We start from the raw sequence: 23720 nt of genomic DNA, 5'->3' as shown, positions 1-23720 counted from the left end.
CCTGCACCCTCTATATCAAAAGAACCAAGTCTATTTCATTAAAATAGACGGTTAAACAGAAAAGGAGCCCACCCCGAATAAAACGGAGGGACTCCCATTTTCATTCGGTAGCCTGCCGACCTTAGCAAAAAAAGAATCATTTACCTTAGGACATGGCTTTGCGTCTCTATGTTTCCATAGATTTGCCTTTTTCTTCTTTTCTTTTAGATATTTTCTATTTACGTCCACTTTATATGAAAATATTGTTTTTTTCACCGAAAAATGGGTGTAAAGATTCATGCGTTATACCGAAGGGATCCTGTGAGAATTGACGATATTTACCGAAAATAACTAATAATAGTTGCGTTCAACCGAAAATAATCGACTAAATACCGCAAAAATTTCATATTTTCCCTTAAATTTTGAAAATATGACCGAAAATGTAGGATAGAGGTCTCCTTGCGTTCCCCGCAAATTCTTAAATCTTAAGAACTATATTCCCTAAAAAAAATGAATTTTTTTACTGTAAAAACAACAAAAAAAGAGTTGTCATTTCAAATGACAACTCCTTGTTTCTTCATTATATTTACATCACCTTAGACAGACCAATCGTTTTTTCAATAATGAGCAGCGCAATGATAGAAATGATAATAAATATGACAGATATCGCATTGACACTTGGATCAAAGGTCTGCTCAATGTAATTAAAGGTCCTGACAGGAATTGTAATGGTTTGAGGAGAGGAAACGAACAAACTGATCGATATTTCCCCAAATGACGTCACAGCTGAAAACACCCCTCCTGCAATGATTCCCGGCTTAATCAAAGGCAATGTGACTCGAAAAAACGTGCGAATGGGTCCTGCGCCAAGATTCATTGAAGCCAGCTCAAGCCGCGGATCTAAATTCGAAACACTCACGCCTACCGTTCGAACCACATAGGGAAAACCAATGATGACGTGACCAATGACGAGCGCCCACAAAGACCCTGTAAAGCCCATAGCCGTAAACAAGTAAAGCATTGCAATCCCTAACACCACCTGAGGAATCATGAGAGGTGACAGAATGAAAGCTTGGACAGCCTCCTTTCCCTTAAAGGTAAGCCTTGCTAAAGCATACGAAGCCATTGTCCCTAAAAGAACCGTGAGAGGCGTCACGATGAACAGCAGAATCACACTGATCCGAAGAGATTCCATCCATTCTGGATTTGACACGACCTCATGAAACCAGCGCACAGAGAACGAAGTCGGTGGAAATTCAGGAAAGGCATTTGGACTAAAAGCAGATAGGACGATCACAAGAACAGGTATGGTTAAAAAAAGATAAACCAATGACCCAGCAGTCCAAATCAGGATGGAAAGCAAGCGGTCACCTATTGACTTTTTACGCATGCATCCTCGCCTCCCAACGCTTCAATAAATAGCTTAATAGACTGACTACCACAAGCACACAAACCAATAATGTAAAGGACATAGCTGCAGCAAGAGGCAAATTATACACCTGCATGACCTGCTGATAAATTGACAGCGGCAGCAGCGGCTGCATCCGTCCGCCGACTAACAGCGGGGTGATATAACTTCCTGCTGCCAGTGAGAAGACGATGATCGCGCCAGTCACCATGCCTGGAATGGTCAATGGTAAGGTGACATGAAAAAAGGTTCGAATCCGGCCAGCTCCAAGACTCATAGAAGCCGGTCTTAAGTGACGATCCATATCGGTTAAGCTTGTTGCGATCGGCAGTACTGCAAATGGCAGCATGACTTGGACATAGGCAATAATGACCGCATTCATATTCCACAGCATCGAGAGCGGCTTCTCAATTACCTGTAAATCTAGTAACATGCCATTGATCAGACCATTTTGCGAAAGAAGAACGATCCATGCAAATGTCCGAATCACAACACTTGTCAAAAGCGGCGACACTAGTAAGATATAGAAAAATGCCCGCAGACGCGGATTAGGTGCTTTGACGAGCACGTATGCTGCGGGGTATGCCATCAATAAACAAATCACCGTTGTCTGCAAAGCCACCCACACAGTACTTCCAATCGCCTTTACATATGCATCTGTCGTGAACACATGAATATATTGAGAAAAGCTATACGTTTGTAATGTATTCATCATCGAATCGACATCGCGAAAACTGAGAACGAGCATCATCACAAGCGGAGCTAGTAAAAATACAACAAGAAACAAACAGGCTGGCAGCAGCATAAACCAATGAAATCGTTGATTCTTTTTCTTGATTCGCATCACGTATGCACCTTCGAATCTAAGAAAACGATATCTTCAGGCTGCCAATGGATATGGACGGTTTCTCCAACTTCAGGCAGCTCGGGAAATGCCGCATCAGAAGCATGGACAATGATTTCACCATTATCAAGCCCCACAACCAAACGTAATGAATGCCCAATATAACTCACATCTGACAGCACGCCTGATACATGGTTCGGCTTTACTTCCTCCCGCTCAGAAGAGATGCTGATTCTTTCAGGGCGCAGCATAAGCAGTTGCTTTTCCCTCTTCCCTTGATGTGCCGCAGCCTGCAGCTGAAGATGCTGACCGTTTGAATGGGTGACATGCGGAACTGTAAATGCCACATCAGCTTCATTGTACACGGCCTCAAAGATGTTCACCTGTCCGATGAATTCAGCTACAAATCGGTTGTTTGGCTGGCGGTACACCTCTAAAGGCGTCCCAATCTGCTGAATTCTTCCCTCTCCTAAAATTCCAACCCGATCAGAAAGGCTTAAGGCTTCCTCTTGATCATGTGTCACAAGAATGGTTGTAATCCCGACATTCCTTTGAATATTTCGCAGCTCTGTCTGCATGTTTTTTCTTAGTTTGGCATCCAGGTTGCTGAGCGGTTCATCAAGAAGGAGAACAGACGGCTGAATCGCCAGCGCTCTTGCAATCGCTACCCGCTGCTGCTGACCACCGCTTAATTGGTGGGGCATCCGTTTCGCAAATGCCTCTAATTGAACAAGAGACAAGCTTTCCATCACCTTCTCTTTGATTTCCGCCTTCTTTTTCTTTTGAACCTTTAGCCCGTACGCCACATTATCAAATACAGTCAGATGCGGAAAGAGTGCATAGCTTTGAAAGACCATACCTGTTTTTCTTTGGTAAGGCGGCAAAGCTGTCACATCCTGATCACCAATATAGACGACACCTTTTGTTGGTTCTAAAAAACCGCCAATGATGTTTAATAACGTTGATTTTCCGCAGCCGCTAGGACCAAGAAGGGAGAAAAACTCTCCCTCATTCACCGTAAGACTGACATCGTTGAGAGCAATCTGCTCACCGAAGTGCTGACTGATGTGTTCTAAATGAATTCCACTCATGCGATCACCTATTTTCCTCCGCCTAATACTTCGTTCCATCGGTTTGTCCAATTGCCAAGCTCAGAGGTCGCTGTTTCATAATCTACCCACGTCAGCTTGCTGTAATAATTTTCTCCAACTTTCACTTTCCCCTTAATCTTGTCATCGTATTTCACATCAGAATTCGACATGCCATAATAAGATTTTTCCGAGAAAGCCTCCTGAGCTTCTTTTCCACTTAAGTAGTTTAATAGTTTGTACGCCGCTTCTTCATGCGGACTTCCCTTCGTTAAAGCCCAGCTCGCAACAGCTGCAACAGCACCTTCTTTCGGATATGAGAAACCAATATCCATGCCTTCTTCTTCAAGTGCAAATACTCGCCCGTCCCAATATGGAACAGCCGCAACATCCCCACGTTCTAACAAGGTTTGAATCGATCCTGGGTTATCTGGAAAAGCAGCAACATGACCTTTTAACTGCGCGAGACTTTTAAATGCTTTATCAATATCCTTAGGATTTGATTCTGTCCCCCCTTGCGCATGAACAAGTGCAGAGAAAAATTGCAAACCGGCTGAATAAGTCGGAGATGAAATGGCTACCTTCCCTTTCAGCTGACTGCTCCATAGGTCAGTCCAGCTGTTTGGTTCCTGCTTGACGAGGTCTTTTCTATAAGCAATACCAAGCTGCCCCATACTAAAGCCTGCTGCATATTGTTTTCCATTCACAGTAAGCTTCTTTTGGACAGAACGGTAAAGCTTTTTGACGTTCGGCGCTTGATCTTCATCAATAGGCGCAAGAACGTTTGCCGCGATACCTCTTTGAATCGTATCAGGCTGTAAGATTAGTAAGTCATATGGTGGATTTTTCCCATTTGACGCTTTTAATTTTGTAAACCATTCAGAATCCGCCCCAGAGACGGTTTGCACTTTAATTCCTGTATCTTTTTCAAACTTTTCGAGGATTGGTTTGATATTCTTTTCCCAATCGCCTCCATATACGCCAACAATCACAGTCTGCTGCTGTTTGCCTTGATCCTTTCCATTTCCACCACAAGCGGTCAGCAGTACAACGATTGATAGGATGCCTGCAAAAATAGCGATTAATCTTCTTTTCATGATTCATTTCCCCCTTTTTGTCCATTCATTTGACGAAGTGCTTGAGTAATATCTTCCTTTGTTAACGGCTCATTTCTATGACTGAAATGTTGATGAACTGCATGTTTATAGTGCGTACGTTCATTAGCCGGATAGGAACGAAGCTGAACGGCAAGCTCACTGCTGGCTTCGTCCGTCCATACTTTCTCATAAGCTGCTCTTTGTTCTCCGAAATCCCACACGTCAGTAGATGGAGAATGATTAACCTTTTCACGCACCCTGCTCGTCTGCTCCTCATCAATCTTCCATTCATTTTGGTCTAAATATACTTTCACACCATATTGCTGCAGCGCTCTTTCTTCACTTAATAGACCTGCTTCCACTTCCTGAAGGACTTTTTCTTTCTTCCTAGCAAATGGATTCCCCCAGCCGCCTCCACTTGGTGAAATCAATTGAACGATATCGCCTTTATCAAGTCGCAAGACATCTATTTTGGGCTGGTCTTGTTTCTCACCATTAGCTGTGATCAGCTTGACCTCACCAACCGCTCCTGCTCGGCCGCCCATTAATCCCCAAGGCTGAAACTTCATCCGTTCCATTCCTCGTGCTGTCACCATCGATTCAGGCTTTATCATTTCAAATTCCAAACCAATCGCATGTCCGCCTCGATTTTCACCAGCTCCACCTGTATTCGGCAGAAGCTCATATCGGTGAACATGAATATCAATATGCTGTTCCAAACTCTCAATTGGGGTATTCTTCAAAAAGCCTGACGAATGATCAATACCGTCCACTCCATCAGTACCATTTTGAGCACCTCCGCCTCCGCCTAATGGTTCGACAACGGACATTTTCCTGCCACCCGTTTGATCATCAGGTACAGAGAGAACCACAATGGCAGATTGACCTGCACCTGCTGCCGGCACTGCTTCAGGCAGCAGCTTACCAATGGCGCCTAGCACGACATTGTACAGCCTCATCGTAATCGAATGCCGAATTCCGACAGAGGCAGGGTATTCTGGGTGCACCAGCGTTCCTTTAGGAGAGACCACGTCAATTGGATACGTTATTCCACCATTAATCGGTATAAAAGGATCCTTACTAATGATGTAATTAATCAACCCTTGATAAAGAAAGGAATGCTTCTGACCATTGGTGACAAGGTTAAAGGCTGTTTTTACTTGCGGATCACACTCAGAAAAATCGAGCGTCAGCCGTTTCCCTTTGATCGTTAGCTTGATTTTCAACCGAATAGGGACGTCTGAGATCATATCATCATCTAAATAATCAGCAAATTCACTCGTTCCATCCGGTATAGCTTCAATGACCTTTCCAGCACGATCCTCGGCTTGCTTCAGCAAGTCTATCATTCCTTGTTTCACTTCGTTTTTTCCGAATTTCTCAATCATTTCTTTTAACCGAATATCTGCTGTATTCACTGCAGCAATCATCGCATTGATATCACCATCATTTAGATGACTAGCGCGGCTGTTAGCTCTTAAAAAGGTACGTACGACCTGATTCTCTTTTCCGCCTTCATAAATTTTTACTGGCGGAATTCTTAATCCTTCTTGATGAACATCCGTTGCTGTCGGTGAAATACTCGAAGGCACAAGTCCACCCACATCACTGACATGAACAAAAGACCAAGCATAGCTTACGATTTCATCATCTACAAAAATCGGCTTAATGATATGGACATCTGGCAGGTGAGTCGCCAAACCATCTGTCGTATAAGGATCATTAGTGATGATAATGTCTCCTGGCTGCATCGGCCCGCTTTCTTCAATCGCCTTTTTTAGACTCAGCCCTAAAAAGATCGTCACACCCACTGTCTTCGGATAAACAAAGAAATCTCCAGAAGGCGTGGCTAATGCTGTCGCAAAGTCAGCAGATTCTTTGACGAAGGTCGTAAATGACGTTCGTTCAATGACATGTCCCATGCCTGATGCAATCGCATTAAAATAACTGCGCATCATCTCAAGCTTTGCTGGATCAGTTCTCATGTAAAGCTGCCTCCTTTGAAATCACTAAGTTACCTGATGGATCAATGCTGCCTGCCCAGTTTGGCAAAATTAATGTTGTTGTATCATCCTGCTCAATAACGGCTGGTCCATTAACAATAGAACCTACTGACAGAGTATCCCGGTTATAAACCGATGCTTCGTATTCTTTTTCCTCTATAAAGATTCGTCTATATTCATATGGTTTCAAAGACTGTCCGCTGCTTTCATGAACAGGTGAAAAAGGCAGAGGAGGCGTCTCGCCTATGACTCGAACGCGTAAATGAGTAAACTCGATGTTTGCCTGATCATCCCTATGACCATATTGTCGTTGATGCAGTTTGTGAAAGGCTTCAATGAGTTGGTGGATGTCTTGTTCTTGTTTTAGCCAATCAATCGATAATGGCAATTCAATCTCAAATGCCTGTCCTTGATAACGTGCGTCTGCTAATAATAGAATGGATGTCTGATTGATATGCTGAATGTCCTGCTGGCTGACCCAATCAGCCGCTTTTCGCGACAGCTTCTCATAATCTTGTTTTAGTTGGTTGATCGAATAGTCTTGTAAGCATATTTTCTTCGACAGCACCGCATCATGAATAAAGTCAGCGGTCAGAGCACCTAATGCACATAATGTACCCGGACTCGGAGGAACAACCACATTTTTCGCATGAATTTCTCTCGCAAGAAAATTCGCCACAACCGGCCCTGCTCCGCCAAACGCCAGCAAACTAAAATCTCTAGGGTCAAATCCTTGCTGCTCCATCACATTGCTTAATTCTGTGTACATATTGGCTACGGCTACTTGAATGAGCTGGTCAGCAGCCTCTTCAACCGTTTTGTTGAGCTGATCAGCAATTGGCTGAAAGGCCTTTTTCGCCGCAGACAACTGTAATTGTAAATGTCCTCCGGCAAAACGTTCTTGATTGAGATAACCGCATATAAGAAACGCATCAGTTAAAGCTGCTTTTTCTCCCTTTCCATACGAAGCTGGTCCCGGATTCGAGCCAACTGATTCTGGCCCCGCTTTTAGAAGTCCGCCCTGATCAATCCATGCTACCGAACCTCCCCCTGCTCCTATTGAATACATCGCAACAGATGGGAGAATAATTGGAAAGCCTGAAAGCTGATTCGATTGCGCCATTGTAGGCTGTCCATTTTGAATAATCGAGATATCTGCACTCGTCCCCCCGACATCAAAAGTGATCAGGTTGGGTTCACTAGCTGATGCTGCAATTCTCGCCGCACCGATGACACCAGCTGCCGGACCAGAAAAGAGAGTCTTAACAGGCGAGGTTGCCGCACTTTCTGCATCCATTAAACCACCATTTGATTGTGTAATGTATGGAGAAATTGGTACACCTTCTTCCTTCAAACGACTTTTCAGTGTTTGTAAATACTGTTTCACCTTTGGTTGAATGTACAAATTAACAACAGACATCACTGTACGCTCGTATTCCCTCATTTGAGGCCATAATTCAGATGAAGTAAGGACTTCTAACTGTGGATAATGATGATTGATATAGGCTTTTGCCTGTAATTCATGAACTGGGTTTTGATAACTATGTAAAAAAGAAATGACGATACCTGCTAGATTTTTAGATATAACATGCTGGACTGCATCATCTAACTGCTGCAGATGGAGAGGGTTTTTGATCGTACCATCGTGTATCAACCTTTCAGAGATTGGATATACATGTTTCCGAGGTATCAATGGTTCTGGCAAACGAGAATTGAAGTCATAAGGAATGGGTAGTCGTAAACGTTGAAGTGACAATATATCTTGAAATCCTTCTGTCACAAAAAGGGCTAAATCTGCTCCTTTTCGCTGCAATAATGTATTAAGACCGATTGTCATTCCGTGAACGAGGTATTGGATGTTGGATAAATCAACCCCTCTTTTTTTTAGAAGATTTAACCCATTGATAATACCTTGGGCTGGGTCATCAGTCACTGTGGGTGTCTTGAGTTCAGTCAGCTCCCCTGTTGCTTCATTTATCAACGATAAATCAGTAAATGTTCCGCCTATGTCTATTCCGAGCCAGTATGAGACATCCGCCATTTGTACTTCCCTCCTACAATGTAATTAGAATCATATTTTGATAAATTACGACATTTTTTGATATTTGACTCCATATTATTAAAGCAGATCGGTCTAGTCAATTTTATTTTTTGAAATTTCTGTGTGTTAAATTCTTGAAATTAGCTCAAAAAGCAGTGATAAAGCCATTTTGGATGAGCATAATCGTTTTATGCTCTACAAAATTAAAATTTTTATGAATTTCTACAAAAATGAAAAACAAGAAATCAAGTAAAATCTGTTTTTTGAATTTTAAAAGGCGTTTTTTCAAAACCAGGAGAAATTGGTAAGTAATTCTGCTATACTTCTGTTTACAAAATACGCAAACAAGAAAGAGAGCCAGCACCTATGAAACTTCTTAAAATGATTCTCTTGCTTTTATTGATTGTTATTGGTGTAGCAACAGGCTATATCCAGCTGGAGCAAGGGAAACAAGAGACAGCGAATTCATCTTATGACAAAACGATTCATTTTCCATCAGACCGCTACCCCGAAACAGCCAAGCACATAGAAGAAGCCATTGATGAAGGTCATTCATCCATTTGTACAATTGACCGTAAACATAGTGATGAGCAGAGGGATCGATCATTACATGGCGTTCCAACAAAGCGCGGGTATGATCGTGACGAATGGCCAATGGCAATGTGCAAAGAAGGAGGCACAGGAGCTTCTGTCAAATATGTACGCCCTTCTGATAATAGAGGCGCAGGCTCGTGGGTAAGTCATCAATTATCGGATGATCCTGACGGCACAAGAATTCAATTTATCATCGATTAGCAGCCTTTCCCTTTTCTATATTAAAAAAATTTTCACATGACTGCATGCAGGTATTTTAAACACTTTTTTCATGCCGATAATCCTTAAGGAGGGATATCCTACCTTATACCTAAAGGAGTTAAAAAGCATGAAGAAAAAGGGAAAACTGAGGCTTGGCGCCAAAATTTTGCTGATCTTTTTAAGTGTCCTCATCATCTTTTCCGCAGTTGTTGGTTATGTGGTGAATCGCGAGATGACAGAAAACATCAAGCATATGGCAACTGAAAAAGCAAAAGGTGATTTAAAACTAGGCTACGCCTACCTGAATGAAAAAGTAGAAGGCTCGTGGCAGATTAAAGAGGACAAGCTATTCAAAGGAAATACGCAAATGAATGATCATGACACATTGGTTGACCAATTAGCCGAATATACCGGTGATACAATCACGATTTTTCAAGGAAATACCCGCGTTGCTACGAATGTCATGTTAAACGGGAAAAGAGCTGTAGGTACAGAAGTCTCTCCTGAAGTGAAGACCACTGTTTTAGATAAAGGAGAAAACTATTACGGCACTGCAAATGTTGCCGGGAAAGACTATCAAACGGCTTATATGCCGATCAAAAATGAAGCAGGCGAAACAATTGGTATTTTTTATACTGGCGCCAATCAAAGCATGATTTCACAAATGCTTCAGTCATTCTATATACAATTTGTCATCGTCCTTTTGTTAAGTCTGATCGTTTCGGTCATCATTATTTCTATTTTCACTAAACGGATTCAGGCACGCCTCAAGCATATGGCTTCTGCCATTAAGAGTGCAGGCGAAGGTGATTTAACCATCAATGTGACGGATACTGCTGGTGATGAATTGTCTGATCTGGCTGGCCATTTCAATAAGATGCGTGAAAAACTAAATCAAACCATTCTAAATGTCATGAACACGTCTGAATTAGTGGCCACATCCTCTGAGCAGCTGTCAGCTAGCGCAGAAGAAACGAGTGCAGCATCAGAAAAAATCACCTACACGATTCAAGAAGTGGCACAATCTTCAGAAGAACAGTCCACTCAAATGACAGCTAGTGAGCACAAAATGATTCAAGTATCAAACGAGCTGGCAAACATCACTGAAAATGCAGGACAAATGGCTTCAAGAAGTCACTCCGCACAAGAAGTGGCCCAAAAAGGTGTACACAATATCGGTGAAGTTCATTCACAAATGACGTCTATTGCTAAATCAATTGAAGAAAATGGTACAGCGATTCAAGCATTGGAAACACGTTCAGCTGAAATTGATCATATTTCCAAAGTCATTACAGATATCGCCAGCCAGACAAACCTGCTAGCTCTTAATGCAGCAATTGAAGCAGCACGGGCAGGTGAGCATGGAAAAGGATTTGCTGTTGTCGCAGACGAAGTGAGAAAGCTTGCAGAAGAATCTCAAGCATCATCAAACATGATTTCCCATCTCATTTCTGAAATACAAAAAGAGATGACTCATTCGACGAATGCCATCAAACGAGTAAGAGAGGAAGCGGCTCAAGGGGCTGTACTTATCTCTCATACAGAGGAATCATTTCATGATATCCAGCAGTCAATGAGAGAAATGGCGAATGGCATTAAGCATTTATCAAGTGCATCACAAAAAATCGCAGCTTATACAAACGATGCGAAACAGTCTTTTGCGTCTATTACAGAAGGCGTGAAACGAACGAGTGAACATTCACAGCAAGTAGCCGGTTTAACAGAAGAACAATTTGCTGCAATGGAAGAAGTAACAGCTTCATCAGAAGCGCTTGCCCATTTAGCAGGAGATTTAAAAGCAATGGTCTCGCAATTTCACATCTAGATCCCACACCAAATAGCGCAAGACGGCGACAATCGTCTTGCTGCCTAACTTTCTCCTCAAGAATCACTCTTTAACCATTCACGTTCCAACGAAAATCCATAAATAAAGGAGCTTTTTATATGAATCACTTAAATCAAGCCTATTCCCTATCTATCTCCTACCACCAAATCACGGTATACACCGGAAGCGAAACACCACCTGTTATTGATTGGACAGATGAGGACATTCTTCAAGGATTTGCAACAGGAGATCAAGGAGTTTCCTTTGAAGGAATCAATAATGGAAAGGCGTCTATTATTGTGACATTAAATAGCGATGAGCCCCAAGTCTCGGTTGATAGAGCCATAACAGTTCCCTTTACGCTTACAAGTGACCAAGTTTATATCACAAGCGTCATGGCCAATGTGCTGTCTTTTTCCATTCCAAAAGGAAACTATCAGCTTACCTGCTACACCTCACAGCAGCCTGATCAAGACGTTTATTATGTAAATTTCCAAACAGTGTAGATTACGACTGATCGTATAGATCAAGCCACTGTTCCGCATAGTCTACCGATTCTCTCATGGGCAGTAAATATGAACTGGCAAGTCCAATTTGATTGTGCTGATGGATGCCTCCTGATTGCAGAAAATCACGGCCAATCTGTTCAAATAGTTCTTCTCTTGTGATGATATCTTGGTACTCTTTCCATACCCTCCACCCATTCTCTAAAATAGGGGCTCCTCTTGTCATGAGGTCCTGTTGAGGGATTCGGTATTCAGCTAGATGAAAAGCTGTCATGCTCTCAAATGATGCGCCAAGCAGCAGCACTTGAGCATGAAGATCATACATGCGGCCAAGAGGCGACTGCTCTCCTAATCCAAAGGAAAGTGCATGGTGTTGCAGAATTTCATGTTTTCTTTTCCCCCAGGCGGTGAATGAAAAATGGGGATGATTGCTTCTCGCCACGCCTGGGTATTTCCAAAATGTTTCCGCCACCTTTCCCATTGCTGCTGGTGTCGTGTAAGCTGGGTCAAATGCGGGCATTGTTTCTTTGATCGATTTCCACCATGAATAAGGAACAGGCGGATCGATCCAATCGGCGGGATCAGAAAGCTCTAACGTTTGTGCCGGCATAATCAGTGTCCCTTCTTCTGTTAAGGTTTCCATCAATGCTTGTATGACGGCTACAGCGCCTCCATTTACCCAGCCGATTGATGATAAAGATGAATGAACACATAAAATCATGCCCTTTTTCACACCAAGTTGAACCAAGTCTGCTTTGATTCTTTCCTTTGTCATCGGTTCAGCTTGATTTTCGATTAATTTTTGCATCGTTCCTTTTCCTCCTGCGTCTCTTCTATTACTGATGAATGAGACGTTTAACCGCAATAGACAGTTTGTAATTTGCGTAATTCGTCAGCTCCGTTAAAAACTGATCAAGTTCATCATGACTGGAGAAATGCCCTTCAGCCATATAACAGCCTTCACCACTTATTTTGAACAAATTCTTGATTTCTTCCTTTTTATAAAGAAACGACAAAAGTGGTTCATGATGATGACTACGGGTATATAGCTGCAAAAAGGTTTGAATCGTCTTTTGTGTCTGCCAATCAATTGAAATGGTATATGCTTCAATCACGCCTTCTTCTTCTAGCTTTAACACCCGATTTGCAACAGCTTGGCCGGTTAAATGAACTTTTTCACCTAGAGCTTTCATCGTTAATCGGCTGTTCTTTGATAGTTCTTTTAAAATATTCATATCTGTTTGGTCTAGCATTGGCTCACCTCTTTCAAAAATCAAGCCCTTCTGCCAAAACACTTTCATAATCCTCTGTCACGTAGAACTCTTTTAATATACTGTAAACTTAATCAGAAAAAAAGGAGGCCTTTTTATGAAAATTACACTCATTCGCAATGCGACTTTATACCTTCACTATGGTCATTCAACTTTTTTAATCGATCCCTTTTTAGCAGCAAAAGGAACATATCCACCGTTCCCTCATACAGCCAATCAACATTTGAACAATCCTATTGTGGAGCTTCCTGTAAATATAGATTTAGACAGTCTGTTACACCCAGATGCTGTCTTACTCTCTCATTTACATGTGGACCACTTTGACGACGAGGCCAAAAGGAAATTAGCTCAGGATCAACCAATTTATACTCAATCGGAGAAGGATCGAAAAGAAGTTGAAGAAGCTGGATTTCAGCATGTCACATGCATTGAAGATGAAATGGACATTTGCGGCGTTCATATTAAACGTACAGGCGGACAGCATGGGACGGGAGAAACGGCGAAGCGGATGGGGCAGGTGAGCGGTTTTGTTTTCTCTCACCCTGATGAACCTACCCTTTATATTGCAGGTGATACCATTTGGTGTGATGAACCGAAAGAGGTTGTGAATACAAGCAAGCCAGACGTCATTGTGGTCAATAGCGGGGCTGCTCAATTTTTAGAAGGCGATCCTATTACAATGACCAAGGAAGAGATTCTAGACATTCACCGTTCTCAGCCAAAAGCTCAAATTGTCGTCTGTCATCTTGAAGCAGTGAATCATTGCCTGTTAACAAGAGCTGTTTTAGAAGCTTACGTTCAAGAGCATCATGCAGATCAAGCCATTTTTGTCCCTCAAGATGGGGAAAGTCTCACCTTCTGATCGACAATAAAAAACCGGCACTTCGCTGCCGGTTTCATCATTATCATGGGCGGTGGTGCTGTGGTTTTTTCAGCAATGGAACAAATCCGTTCTTTTTCAAATGAGTGTAATGCTCATCCATTCGTTTCGTGATGTGTGTGCCTTGTTCCTTTGTTAACACGCCGTACTGTACATATTTCTCAATGACTTCTTTTCGCTTAGAAAGAATTTGCTGCTCAAGGATTTCAATTTGTTTTTGTTGTTCTGCTGTTAATTTCACTTGATGTGTCACCGGGCGCTTTTCCATTTGAGGTGTTTCTCCATGAGCCGTTTCTATATGAAAACCAAATAACAGCATCATCGACAAGATGATCAAACTACTTATTTTTTTCATCATTGTTGTTCCCTCCTTTATTCGCCTTTATTTTGCGCTCTCTTTCCTTTTTTATACATTATTTCAACACGCAAATTGCTTATAATATTCTTACTTTTTCACTTTTCTTCTGAAAACGTTGTCCTTATAGAGAAAGCGTGCTATGTTTTGTTTTGTATAAAAAATAGAGGAGGATTCTTAAATGAGTCGTTTTTATCATAAAAAACCTATATGGATCATGCTTGTTGTATCTGCTTTCATCCTTATCATGTCTGCTTGCAGTCAATCAGGCTCATCTCAATCTGAAGACACAAAGTGGGATCAGATTAAAAAGAAAGGGAAAATCGTGGTTGCAACTTCAGGCACCCTTTATCCAACTTCTTATCATGATACTTCTAATGGCAAGGATCAATTAACTGGCTATGAAGTAGAAGTCGTCAAAGAAGCGTTTAAACGTCTTGATGTGAAAGTAGAATTTAAAGAAATGGGCTATGATGGGATGCTGAGCGCCATTAATTCTGGTCAAGTGGATGCCGCTGCAAATGATATCGACATCACAGATGACAGAAAAGACAAGTTTGCCTTTTCAACCCCTTATAAATATTCCTACGGAACGGCTATCGTTCGGAAAGATGATTTATCTGGCATTAAAACTTTAAAAGATTTAAAAGGAAAGAAAGCAGCAGGGGCTGCCACAACGATTTATATGGATGTTGCTCGTAAGTACGGTGCAAAGGAAGTCATTTATGATAATGCGACAAACGAGCAATACCTAAAGGATGTTGCAAACGGCCGTACAGATGTCATTCTAAATGATTATTACTTGCAGACACTGGCTCTTGCTGCATTTCCTAAACTAAATATTACAATTCACCCTGACTTGAAGTACATGCCGAATGAACAAGGTTTTGTTATGAAGAAGGACAACAAAGAGCTTCAAAAAGAATTAAATCGTGTATTAGGCGACATGAAAAAAGACGGAACAATGAAAAAGATTTCTGAGAAATTCTTTAATCATGCAGACGTCTCTAAGAAAATTGATGCTGATGTCGAAGATGTCGACATTTCCAAATAAGGAGCCGCAATCGTGGGAGATATTCATTTAGAATATATATTTAATCCTGCACTGGCAAAGGCGTCATTTCCGTTTGTTATGAAAGGCATCTGGCTGACGCTGCTCATTTCCTTTGTGAGCATGTTTTTTGGTACCATTCTTGGCTTTTTTATCGCCCTTGCCAGGATGGCGAATTCATGGATTCTTCGGCTGCCTGCACGACTGTATATCTCATTCATGCGAGGCGTGCCCATTTTAGTGATTTTGTTTATTCTCTATTTTGGATTCCCCTATATCGGCATTGAGTTCACAGCGGTCACTGCCGCCATTATTGGGTTCAGCTTTAATAGTGCTGCCTATATTGCAGAAATTAACCGAGCGGCCCTCTCCTCTGTTCCAAGTGGACAGGTGGAAGCTGCTAAATCATTAGGTCTCAGCTATTGGCAAACGATGCGTGGTGTCATTTTGCCCCAATCCGTCCGCATCGCCCTGCCGCCATTGACCAATGTCATGCTCGATTTAATCAAAGCTTCCTCACTGGCAGCAATGATTACTGTACCAGAGCTCTTCCAGCAAGCAAAAATTGTAGGCGGACGAGAATTCGATTATATGACCATGTATATTTTGGTCGCACTCATTTACTGGGGCATTTGCAGTGTCGTCTCATTGCTTCAGGACTTTTTAGAAAAACGCTATGCGAAATATCTGTAGCAAAAAAAGAGCAGATCTCATGGATCTGCTCTTTTTCAGCGTGTTAGAAAACCTTTGCAGCCCTAAGCACCGAAGCGCAGACCTGCGGGCGAATGCGAGGATTTTTCTGCACGATAATTAATGAATAAGCCATAACCATACATATAACCCGAGTAATGTGAGAATCAAGGTTGGGATGGTCAGGATGATCCCGGCTTTCATGTACGCCCCCCAAGAGATATGGACGCCTTTTTTCTTTAAGACATGAAGCCACAGCAATGTCGCCAATGAGCCGATTGGGGTCATTTTCGGTCCAAGGTTGGAGCCGATGACATTGGCATAAATCAGTCCGTCTCTCATGACACCTGCTGTATCTGTATGTCCAATGGCAATCGCATCAATTAAAACGGTCGGCAGATTGTTCATCACAGAGGACAGCACTGCGGCAAGCACGCCCATAAACATCGTTCCTGCAAGCAAGCCATGTGAAGCCCCTTGTTCAATCCATGCCGCCAATATTTCTGTAAGACCGACATTTTTCAGTCCATATACGACGACATACATACCGATTGAGAAAAACACAATGGACCACGGCGCTTCTTTGACCACTCGCTTTGTCGCTACTTGTGGACTTCTTCTCGCCATCCACAAGAAAGCAAGGGCAATCCCGCCTACGATGATGGACACTGGAATACCGATCAGTTCCCCCGCAAAATAACCCACAAGCAGACAGCCGAGCACATACCAAGACAAACGGAACATACGGATATCTCGAATAGCTGACGCCGGTTCCTTTGCCTGTGACAGATCGTAGGTTTTTGGGATAAGCTTTCGGTAAAATACATACAGAACCAGCATGCTCGCTCCAAGCGACACAAGGTTTGGCACGAACATATTCGCTGTATATTCTAGAAAACCAATATGAAAATAGTCGGCTGATACGATATTGACCAGGTTACTAATGACAAATGGCAAGGAGGTTGTATCTGCAATAAAGCCGCTTGCCATCACAAAAGGCAGCACCATGCGCTCATCCAGCTTCAACGCTCTCACCACAGATAAAACGATTGGGGTCAAGATCAGTGCCGCTCCATCGTTGGCAAAAAAAGCAGCCACAACAGCGCCGAGCAATGTTAAGTAAATAAACATGCGGACACCGTTGCCTCTTGCGGCTTTTGCCATATGCAGTGCAGCCCATTCAAAAAAACCGATCTCATCTAAAATTAACGAAATGATAATAATGCCAATAAAGGCAAAGGTCGCGTTCCATACAATTTGCGTGACTTCCCACACATCGCCTAGATGAACGACACCAAAGGCAAGTGCAAGAATGGCGCCTCCACACGCTGACCATCCTATGGTGACACGTCCTGGCTGCCAAATGACAAGGAAGAGGGTCATGATGAAAATCAAAATGGCTAAGGTGACTGATCCCAAAGGTGGCCCCCCTTTCACTTTTCTCATAAAATCTTTATCTATCATACAACGAAATGCATCAGTTGTATGCCATTTTCGCATGTCACATGAAAACCCGCAGGTGAACCTATGCACCTGCGGATTCCATCATGATTATTGATCTTTTTTCATCAGCATCAATTCAATAAATAACTCACATCTCTGGCTAAAATGACTTAAGTCGATCGAAGTCATGTCAAAAATTTGTTTCATTCGATAGTTTAATGTATTTTGATGAATAAACAACTGCTCCGCTGCTGGCTTTAGCTTGCAGTTATTCAATAAGTAGACTTCCAGCGTTTTTAAAAACGAGGTTTGACTCTCGCGGTCTTTTTCCTTCAAGCGTAACAAATCTGGATTGAAGTCGTTTTTCTTTTTTTGATGGCTGTAAATAGAGTCTAAAAACCGGAAGACCCCTAAATTCTCATAATCATATGGAATCAGTTCTTGCCCTCCGACAATTTTTACTGCCTTGACGACCTCTATCGCTTCAAATCGACTTGTACTCATTTTCATGACATCACGGTACTCTCTTCCCATCCCAATATACAAAGGGGAAGGATGGGCATTCGTTTTTGATTGCAGATGTGCGATGACATCAGCGGCAGTCGCTTTCGGTGAGTGCCGGTCTGACAGGCTGCCTAATATAACGACAATATCTGCTTGAACCGAATAGACGTGATTTACTTTATCCTCTAGCTGCAAATACGTTCGAATGACATCCTTCACATCTTCTGCCGTCTCACTTTTGTTATCGGCAGCGTGCACGACCATAACGGTAAATACGGCTGGCAGTGGAATGCTTAAGTTCTCAGCCTCCCATTTCAGCTCTTCTTCAGTATAAAAATGATCATCCATGACCTTTTTGAAAAACTCTTCAATCTTGCCTTCCTTTTTCTCAAGCTGTTTCTTATTCTTATAAATCACTTTTCCAACCTGAAAGGAAGCTTCGTGTAAAAATTGCAGCTCCTCCTGAGAGAGGGAGTCCTCAATGTCCTGCACCCAAATAAAGCCTACTACCTCTTGTTTATGCTTGGCGCTCACAGCCACCCGCCGATTAAATCCGAGCTCGTCATGGCCGCTCACATAAAAAGGCTTTGACTCCTTGTGAAGCCGCTCAATTACCCCTGTTTTCTTTAACCAATCGACCACAGACCCCGGACATTCCTTGGAGAAAATCGTTTGCTGATTGACTGGGTCAAACTGCTGAATGCTGTAAGAATTATAAGCAAGGAGCTGACACTCTGTGCTTTCTAAAATGACTGGTTTTTTTAAATATCCGCTAATAAATGCAATTAATTTATCGACATCAAAAAATGTATGAAGCTTTTCTAATATCTCTTCCATCCCGATTGCTCCCTGATTAAGTGATACATTTATCATACTTCTTTCCAGTCAGATTTGTATAGAAACAAGTCGCAAGCAGGCAAAAAAAGCATGAACCCATCAGTGCAGGTTCATGCTTTTCCATATTAAAACATTTCACTAATCGTTTTTGCCTGCATGTGCAGAGCTAGGTAATCTGGACCGCCTGCTTTTGAATCCGTTCCTGACATTTTGAAGCCGCCGAATGGGTGGTAACCAACGATGGCACCTGTGCAGTTACGGTTAAAGTAAAGGTTCCCTACATGGAACTCCTGCTTCGCACGGTTGATGTGATCACGATTATTCGTAATGACAGCACCTGTTAAACCGTATTCTGTGTTGTTGGCTACCTCAAGTGCCTCATCAAAGCTAGAGACTTTCGAGAAAGCCAAGACTGGTCCAAAGATTTCTTCTTGCATTAAACGGGAAGTTGGCTCAAGATCTGCAAAAATGGTCGGGTGGATAAAGTATCCTTCCGAATCATCACTCGTTCCGCCAGTGACTAAACGGCCTTCCTGTTTGCCAACCTCGATATAATCCGTGATCTTGTCAAAGGACGCTTGATCAATGACAGGTCCCATGTAAACATCGGCAGAAAGTGGGTTGGCTGTTGTTTTCGTTTCTGTGATTTCCTTCACTCGCTCAACCACTTGGTCATACAGCTTCTCATGGACGACAGCCCGAGATCCAGCTGAACATTTCTGACCTGAAAATCCGAAGGCTGATGTGAAAATGGCATTAGCCGCTAATTCAACATCTGCATCCTCATCGACAACCACTGTATCCTTACCGCCCATTTCAGCAATGACACGTTTTAAATGCTGCTGGCCTGGCTGCACTTTTGCTGCGCGTTCAAAGATACGTGTCCCTACTTCTCTTGATCCAGTGAATGTAATCAGGCTTGTTTTCGGATGATCTACTAAGTAATCCCCGACCTCTGCTCCGCTTCCTGGTACAAAGTTGACAACACCCTTTGGAAGACCGGCTTGCTCAAGCTCCTCCACAAAACGGGCTGCAATGACAGGCGTCGCACTTGCGGGTTTTAAAACAACTGTATTCCCAGTGACGATTGGCGCTACTGTTGTTCCTGCCATGATCGCAAACAAGAAGTTCCACGGCGGAATCACGAGCGTCACGCCAGTTGGTGTGTAAACATATTGATTGCGTTCGCCTTCGCGGCTGTTCACTGGCTTTCCTTTCGCCAGCTCCAGCATTTGACGGGCATAATATTCTAGGAAGTCAATCGCTTCTGCTGTATCTGCATCCGCTTCATTCCAAGGCTTACCTGCTTCTTTGACAAGAAGGGCTGAATACTCATGCTTTTTACGGCGAATGCTTGCCGCAGCTCTGAATAATACGCCAGCTCTTTCTTCTGGAGACGTGTAGCGCCATGTTTCGAATGCTTTCGCTGCTGCTTGAACCGCCTGCTCTGCCTCTTCCTTCCCGGCCTTTGATACGGTTCCAACCACTTCATCCTTTTTCGCTGGATTGATCGAAACAATCTTGTCTTTCGTTTCAATTCTTTCTCCATTAATCACGAGCGGATAGGTTTGACCAAGTGATTCTGTTACTTTAGCTAATGCTTGTTCAAACGCTTTGCGGTTTTCTTCCTGGCTAAAATCCGTGAATGGTTCATGCTTGTAAGGTGTTGTCATTTTTGTCACGCTCCCGTTTCAATTTATTTTCTCGTCATCCCTTTTAGAGCAAAGGCAATGTTTGCCGGCCGTTCTGCAAGACGTCTCATGTAGTAGCCATACCACTCTCGTCCATACGGAGTATAGACCCTCATTTGATAGCCTTCTTTCACAAGTGCCTGCTGCGTTTCTGATCTCATGCCGTACAGCATTTGAAATTCGAACCGACTTGTCTGTATATTGTGTTTTTTCACAATATTTTTTGTGAACTCGATCATTTGATCGTCATGTGTCGCAATGGCTGTATAGTTCCCTGAGAGCAATTGCTTTTCGATCAGCTTTTGATAATTCAGATCGACATCTTTTTTGTTTGGATACGCCACTTCGGCGGATTCCTTATAGGCACCCTTTACAAGTCTTAAAAATGGCTGCAGCTCATTTAGGTCTTCAAGATCCTTTTCTGTTCTGTACAAATACGCCTGCAAGACCGTACTGACATACTCATATTGAGATTTCATCTCTTTAAAAATGTCCAGCGTTTTTTGACAGCGCTGTTCATCCTCCATATCGATTGTCACCATGATACGGTGTTTCTCTGCCGTATCTAAAATACGTTTCATATTGTGATACACAAGGTCATCGTCAATATCCAGGCCAAGGGATGTCATTTTGAGTGACACATGGGAATTGAGTCCCGCCTCAGCAATCCGCTGAATGGTTTGAATACACTCAGTCGTCCGTTCATTGGCAATCTCTGCCTTTGTAACAAACTCACCAAGGTGATCAACTGTCACAGCCATTCCTTGGTCATTTAATCGCTTGATAACAGGGATGGCACTCTCAAAGTCCTTCCCTCCGATGATTTTCTTAGATGCAACAGCACTTCCCCAATTACGAGCAATATGGTTCAAGAGACTGCTCTTTGACAAAAACAAGAAGAAATTTCTTGTGACCGACTCCATAAAGGGCACCTCCCACTCTTTGTAAGCTATGTCTTTATTGTAAAGCTCATAAGCTGTCCGCTACAATATTTGAAGATGACAAAAATTCTGACTTTTTTTGTGGTTTTATCACAATAAGAGATAAAAAAGAGCCTGCCGTGATCCGGCTGGCTCTTCCCTGCTTACGCCCACACCTCATCAAGGGTAGACTGCAGCAGCTCATTTAATTCTTGCAACAGGTTGTCTTTCGGCTGATTGTAGCTTTTCACCAATTCATCAAATCGCGCGAGCTCTTTGTCGATAAATGGATGGACATAAGCGAGGCGGTTTTCTACATCCATTTCTTCTCCGTCCATTTTACGTTTGAGCAGCTCATGGATTTCCGCTAAAAGCGGATCTTCCTCCACTAGTTCTTCGAGCAGTTCATGAAAGTCCATCGGCGGAACCGTCCGGTATCGTTCAATCCACTGACAGGCAAGCAGCGGACGAAGCACATAGAAATACTTCTTGATTCGCACCTGCTCTCCTCGTAAATGCCGGCTTTCATTCCGCTTCGCCATATTGAGGTAATGATACATCAATGCTGCAGGATAAAACGCTCGATCCTTTAATTCTCTTAGCTGCTTTGCCAAAGAGAAGGATTCAGCATAGATGATGTCAGACGACAGCCATTCCATGATGGACGGATTCGATTTATTGAATAAGCGAAGTGCCTTTCTAAGCTCCCAGCCGCTGATATCAAGCACATCATCAATCGGCCGTTCAATGACATCACGATGTTCTTCCATTGCCCAATACCATTCTTTTCGAGGAACATATAAAAAACGGACATCGTAATCACTATCAGTCGAGGGGAATCCCCATGCTCTGCTGCCTGATTCAACCGCGAGGCAAATTTTCACGTCATACGTTTCTTCGATGATTTTCAGCTCTTCCTTGATTCTCTCTCTCATCATCCATCAACTCTTTCTATAGAAATCTGCATGACTTCTTCACGTTTTGGTAAAATACGAATAAGACATATATGAAAAAGGAGTTGGATCTCATGTCTATATCTCGCATCATGAAATGGATCACCGGGATTTTTGAAGCCTGTCTTGCCATCCCTGTCATCGGAGGGCTATTTATTATTAGCAATGGCTATTCACCGCTCATGGTCATGCTTATTCTGCATATTATCACACTCGTCTTATCGAAGCGAGACCAAGGACCAATGATTGGCAGCATCATTGGGATTATCACATCCTGCCTCGCCTGGATTCCGATACTTGGATTCATCCTTCATATCATCACAGCTCTTGCCCTTATTATCACCGCGTTAGTACCTGATGAAAAAACGAGACAAAATACGAGTTATTAAAAAAGAGGCCCTCCTAGAGCGGCCTCTTTTTTCTTTTATTTGAGCAAATGCTTTTGTAAGAAGGAAAGCTTCTCTGTTTGAAAAGCCGGGATAAACTCGTGTCCAAAATAGCGATATACCTTTAGGTCTTTATCTGTTTCTAAATGGTTGTATGCCGCAAACACAGTAGATGGCGGGGTAATTTTGTCAATCAGACCGATCGCCATCAATGTTGGCTGTTTGACCCATCCAGCTAAATTGATTAAGTCAAAATAGCTTAATGTCTCAAATGCCTTTTCTTCCACTTCCGGGTCACTATTTCTCCGAAAGTACGAATTGATTTCTAAATAAGGCTGCTCCAATGCCACATCCACTGCACGCTCAAAGTTTGATAAATAAGGGTAATCTGCCGCGACGACCTTCGGAATATCTGAAAGGGCTGCAGCTGCTACCGCTAATGCGCCTCCCTGGCTTCCACCAATTACGCCGATCCGGTGTTTATCCACTTCAGGGAAGGACTGAATGACTTCGAGTGCACGAACCGCATCTAAATAAACACCGCGATAATAGTAGGTCTCTTTTGATAAAATGCCTTTTGTCATCCACCCCAAAGCGTGACCGCCTGGTGTCACTGTCTGATCTTCACTGCCGCCTTGACCGCGGACGAGCATACCAAAAATTGCATAGCCGTGGAGCGCCCAGTTGACGATGTCGTGAATGCCGCCGTCATAGCTGGCATTATAGCCATGATAACGAACGAGCGCTGGATGCGGGCCAGATTGATCAGGTACAGCATAAAAGCCTTCAATTTTAGAATGTCCAAAGCTTTGATACGTCAGGCGGTACACCTTGACGCCTTTCACTGGATAGTCATACGGTTCAAGTGTTGGCTTTGCCTCCACTTGGCGCAGTTCTTCGAGCGATTTCTTCCAAAAGTCTGAGAAATCAGGACGTGCAGTTTTCTTTGGTTTATATTTTTTTAGATCTTCTAGTGATAAATCGAACAATTGCATATCATACTATTCCCCTTTGTTTTATTAGTTATAGGTATCATACCACTCATTTCTTGATTGAGAAAGTCATTTAACAAAACCTTCTGACATTTCTATTGGCAAAGATGATGGAAACCTTTATGATAAAGAAACTGGCCTTGAAGACTAGAATAAACCAT

Annotated in this window: 22 protein-coding genes and 1 riboswitch; of the genes, 7 read left to right on the top strand and 15 right to left on the bottom strand. The window is 42.7% G+C overall.

The features are described 5' to 3' along the window. Positions 1 to 103 precede the first annotated feature (103 nt). A riboswitch (cyclic di-GMP riboswitch) is annotated at positions 104 to 197 on the bottom strand. A gap of 368 nt (positions 198 to 565) precedes the next feature. The 6 genes from MHI08_RS01910 to MHI08_RS01885 are packed head-to-tail and all read right to left on the bottom strand — an operon-like array spanning position 566 to position 8460. Beyond that, entirely contained in the window at positions 566 to 1369 is an 804-nt protein-coding gene (locus tag MHI08_RS01910) for an ABC transporter permease (protein ID WP_041106603.1), read from the bottom strand. Beyond that, positions 1362 to 2231: an ABC transporter permease gene (locus MHI08_RS01905; RefSeq protein ID WP_024424299.1), complete on the bottom strand. Its 870-nt coding sequence runs from the start codon at positions 2229 to 2231 to the stop codon at positions 1362 to 1364. Before MHI08_RS01905 ends, MHI08_RS01910 begins: the two co-directional genes overlap by 8 nt. Next, positions 2231 to 3322, bottom strand: coding sequence for an ABC transporter ATP-binding protein (locus MHI08_RS01900; protein ID WP_041106605.1), 1092 nt, complete (start codon positions 3320 to 3322; stop codon positions 2231 to 2233). The genes MHI08_RS01905 and MHI08_RS01900 overlap by 1 nt, the downstream gene beginning before the upstream one ends. 8 nt (positions 3323 to 3330) lie before the next feature. Beyond that, positions 3331 to 4416, bottom strand: coding sequence for an ABC transporter substrate-binding protein (locus tag MHI08_RS01895; protein WP_024427273.1), 1086 nt, complete (start codon positions 4414 to 4416; stop codon positions 3331 to 3333). Next, entirely contained in the window at positions 4413 to 6401 is a 1989-nt protein-coding gene (locus MHI08_RS01890; RefSeq protein WP_341319890.1) for a hydantoinase B/oxoprolinase family protein, read from the bottom strand. Before MHI08_RS01890 ends, MHI08_RS01895 begins: the two co-directional genes overlap by 4 nt. Then, positions 6391 to 8460, bottom strand: a complete 2070-nt coding sequence (locus tag MHI08_RS01885; RefSeq protein WP_342499933.1) for a hydantoinase/oxoprolinase family protein — start codon at positions 8458 to 8460, stop codon at positions 6391 to 6393. The genes MHI08_RS01890 and MHI08_RS01885 overlap by 11 nt, the downstream gene beginning before the upstream one ends. Before the next feature lie 366 nt (positions 8461 to 8826). On the opposite strand from MHI08_RS01885, the gene MHI08_RS01880 reads away from it, so the two are divergent. The 3 genes from MHI08_RS01880 to MHI08_RS01870 all read left to right on the top strand — a co-directional run bounded on the left by MHI08_RS01880 (position 8827) and on the right by MHI08_RS01870 (position 11586). Beyond that, the gene (locus MHI08_RS01880) at positions 8827 to 9255 is read left to right on the top strand and encodes a NucA/NucB deoxyribonuclease domain-containing protein (protein ID WP_024424305.1); all 429 of its coding nucleotides are present in this window, start codon (positions 8827 to 8829) and stop codon (positions 9253 to 9255) included. Between the two features lie 127 nt (positions 9256 to 9382). Further along, positions 9383 to 11080 carry a methyl-accepting chemotaxis protein gene (locus tag MHI08_RS01875; protein ID WP_073203732.1) on the top strand — a complete coding sequence of 566 codons (1698 nt, stop codon included), beginning with the start codon at positions 9383 to 9385 and terminating at the stop codon, positions 11078 to 11080. 119 nt (positions 11081 to 11199) lie between these two features. Next, entirely contained in the window at positions 11200 to 11586 is a 387-nt protein-coding gene (locus tag MHI08_RS01870; protein WP_024427268.1) for a competence protein ComJ, read from the top strand. Position 11587: 1 nt separating this feature from the next. Here MHI08_RS01870 and MHI08_RS01865 read toward each other — a convergent pair whose 3' ends face one another. Together MHI08_RS01865 and MHI08_RS01860 are read right to left on the bottom strand one after the other, a co-directional pair. Further along, positions 11588 to 12394 carry an AAC(3) family N-acetyltransferase gene (locus MHI08_RS01865; RefSeq protein ID WP_025092812.1) on the bottom strand — a complete coding sequence of 269 codons (807 nt, stop codon included), beginning with the start codon at positions 12392 to 12394 and terminating at the stop codon, positions 11588 to 11590. 28 nt (positions 12395 to 12422) lie between these two features. Further along, positions 12423 to 12839, bottom strand: a complete 417-nt coding sequence (locus MHI08_RS01860; RefSeq protein WP_025092811.1) for an Lrp/AsnC family transcriptional regulator — start codon at positions 12837 to 12839, stop codon at positions 12423 to 12425. A gap of 115 nt (positions 12840 to 12954) precedes the next feature. On the opposite strand from MHI08_RS01860, the gene MHI08_RS01855 reads away from it, so the two are divergent. After that, the gene (locus MHI08_RS01855; RefSeq protein WP_342499932.1) at positions 12955 to 13719 is read left to right on the top strand and encodes an MBL fold metallo-hydrolase; all 765 of its coding nucleotides are present in this window, start codon (positions 12955 to 12957) and stop codon (positions 13717 to 13719) included. Positions 13720 to 13762: 43 nt separating this feature from the next. Here MHI08_RS01855 and MHI08_RS01850 read toward each other — a convergent pair whose 3' ends face one another. Continuing rightward, a complete protein-coding gene (locus MHI08_RS01850) occupies positions 13763 to 14092 on the bottom strand; it encodes a YckD family protein (protein WP_024424311.1) in 330 nt (109 codons plus the stop codon). Positions 14093 to 14273: 181 nt separating this feature from the next. Here MHI08_RS01850 and MHI08_RS01845 point away from each other — a divergent pair, with 181 nt between their 5' ends. Both MHI08_RS01845 and MHI08_RS01840 read left to right on the top strand, forming a co-directional pair. Continuing rightward, on the top strand, positions 14274 to 15146 hold the full coding sequence (locus tag MHI08_RS01845) for a transporter substrate-binding domain-containing protein (RefSeq protein ID WP_024424312.1): 873 nt from the start codon (positions 14274 to 14276) through the stop codon (positions 15144 to 15146). A gap of 12 nt (positions 15147 to 15158) precedes the next feature. Next, positions 15159 to 15836: an amino acid ABC transporter permease gene (locus tag MHI08_RS01840; protein WP_034283291.1), complete on the top strand. Its 678-nt coding sequence runs from the start codon at positions 15159 to 15161 to the stop codon at positions 15834 to 15836. A gap of 117 nt (positions 15837 to 15953) precedes the next feature. On the opposite strand, the gene MHI08_RS01835 is transcribed toward MHI08_RS01840, so the two are convergent. The 5 genes from MHI08_RS01835 to MHI08_RS01815 all read right to left on the bottom strand — a co-directional run bounded on the left by MHI08_RS01835 (position 15954) and on the right by MHI08_RS01815 (position 22163). After that, entirely contained in the window at positions 15954 to 17252 is a 1299-nt protein-coding gene (locus MHI08_RS01835; protein WP_342499931.1) for an arsenic transporter, read from the bottom strand. A 132-nt stretch (positions 17253 to 17384) separates the two neighbouring features. Then, on the bottom strand, positions 17385 to 18617 hold the full coding sequence (locus tag MHI08_RS01830; RefSeq protein ID WP_024424315.1) for a helix-turn-helix domain-containing protein: 1233 nt from the start codon (positions 18615 to 18617) through the stop codon (positions 17385 to 17387). 125 nt (positions 18618 to 18742) lie between these two features. Beyond that, positions 18743 to 20290, bottom strand: coding sequence for an L-glutamate gamma-semialdehyde dehydrogenase (pruA, locus tag MHI08_RS01825; protein WP_024424316.1), 1548 nt, complete (start codon positions 20288 to 20290; stop codon positions 18743 to 18745). Positions 20291 to 20313: 23 nt separating this feature from the next. Next, on the bottom strand, positions 20314 to 21231 hold the full coding sequence (locus MHI08_RS01820) for a proline dehydrogenase (protein WP_305933820.1): 918 nt from the start codon (positions 21229 to 21231) through the stop codon (positions 20314 to 20316). Between the two features lie 161 nt (positions 21232 to 21392). After that, positions 21393 to 22163, bottom strand: coding sequence for a nucleotidyltransferase domain-containing protein (locus tag MHI08_RS01815; protein WP_342499930.1), 771 nt, complete (start codon positions 22161 to 22163; stop codon positions 21393 to 21395). Positions 22164 to 22255: 92 nt separating this feature from the next. Between MHI08_RS01815 and MHI08_RS01810 the strand changes: the two genes are divergently transcribed. Continuing rightward, on the top strand, positions 22256 to 22570 hold the full coding sequence (locus MHI08_RS01810; RefSeq protein ID WP_024424319.1) for a hypothetical protein: 315 nt from the start codon (positions 22256 to 22258) through the stop codon (positions 22568 to 22570). Positions 22571 to 22605: 35 nt separating this feature from the next. On the opposite strand, the gene MHI08_RS01805 is transcribed toward MHI08_RS01810, so the two are convergent. Next, positions 22606 to 23562 (bottom strand): acetylxylan esterase, encoded by a 957-nt coding sequence (locus MHI08_RS01805; protein ID WP_103132587.1) that lies wholly within the window; start codon positions 23560 to 23562, stop codon positions 22606 to 22608. Between the last annotated feature and the right edge of the window lie 158 nt (positions 23563 to 23720).

The sequence above is a fragment of the Bacillus sp. FSL M7-0791 genome, assembly GCF_038627085.1.
Lineage (GTDB): Bacteria > Bacillota > Bacilli > Bacillales > Bacillaceae > Bacillus > Bacillus safensis.
Note: the sequence above shows the minus strand (reverse complement) of the source record. Positions and strands in the feature narration are given on the sequence as shown.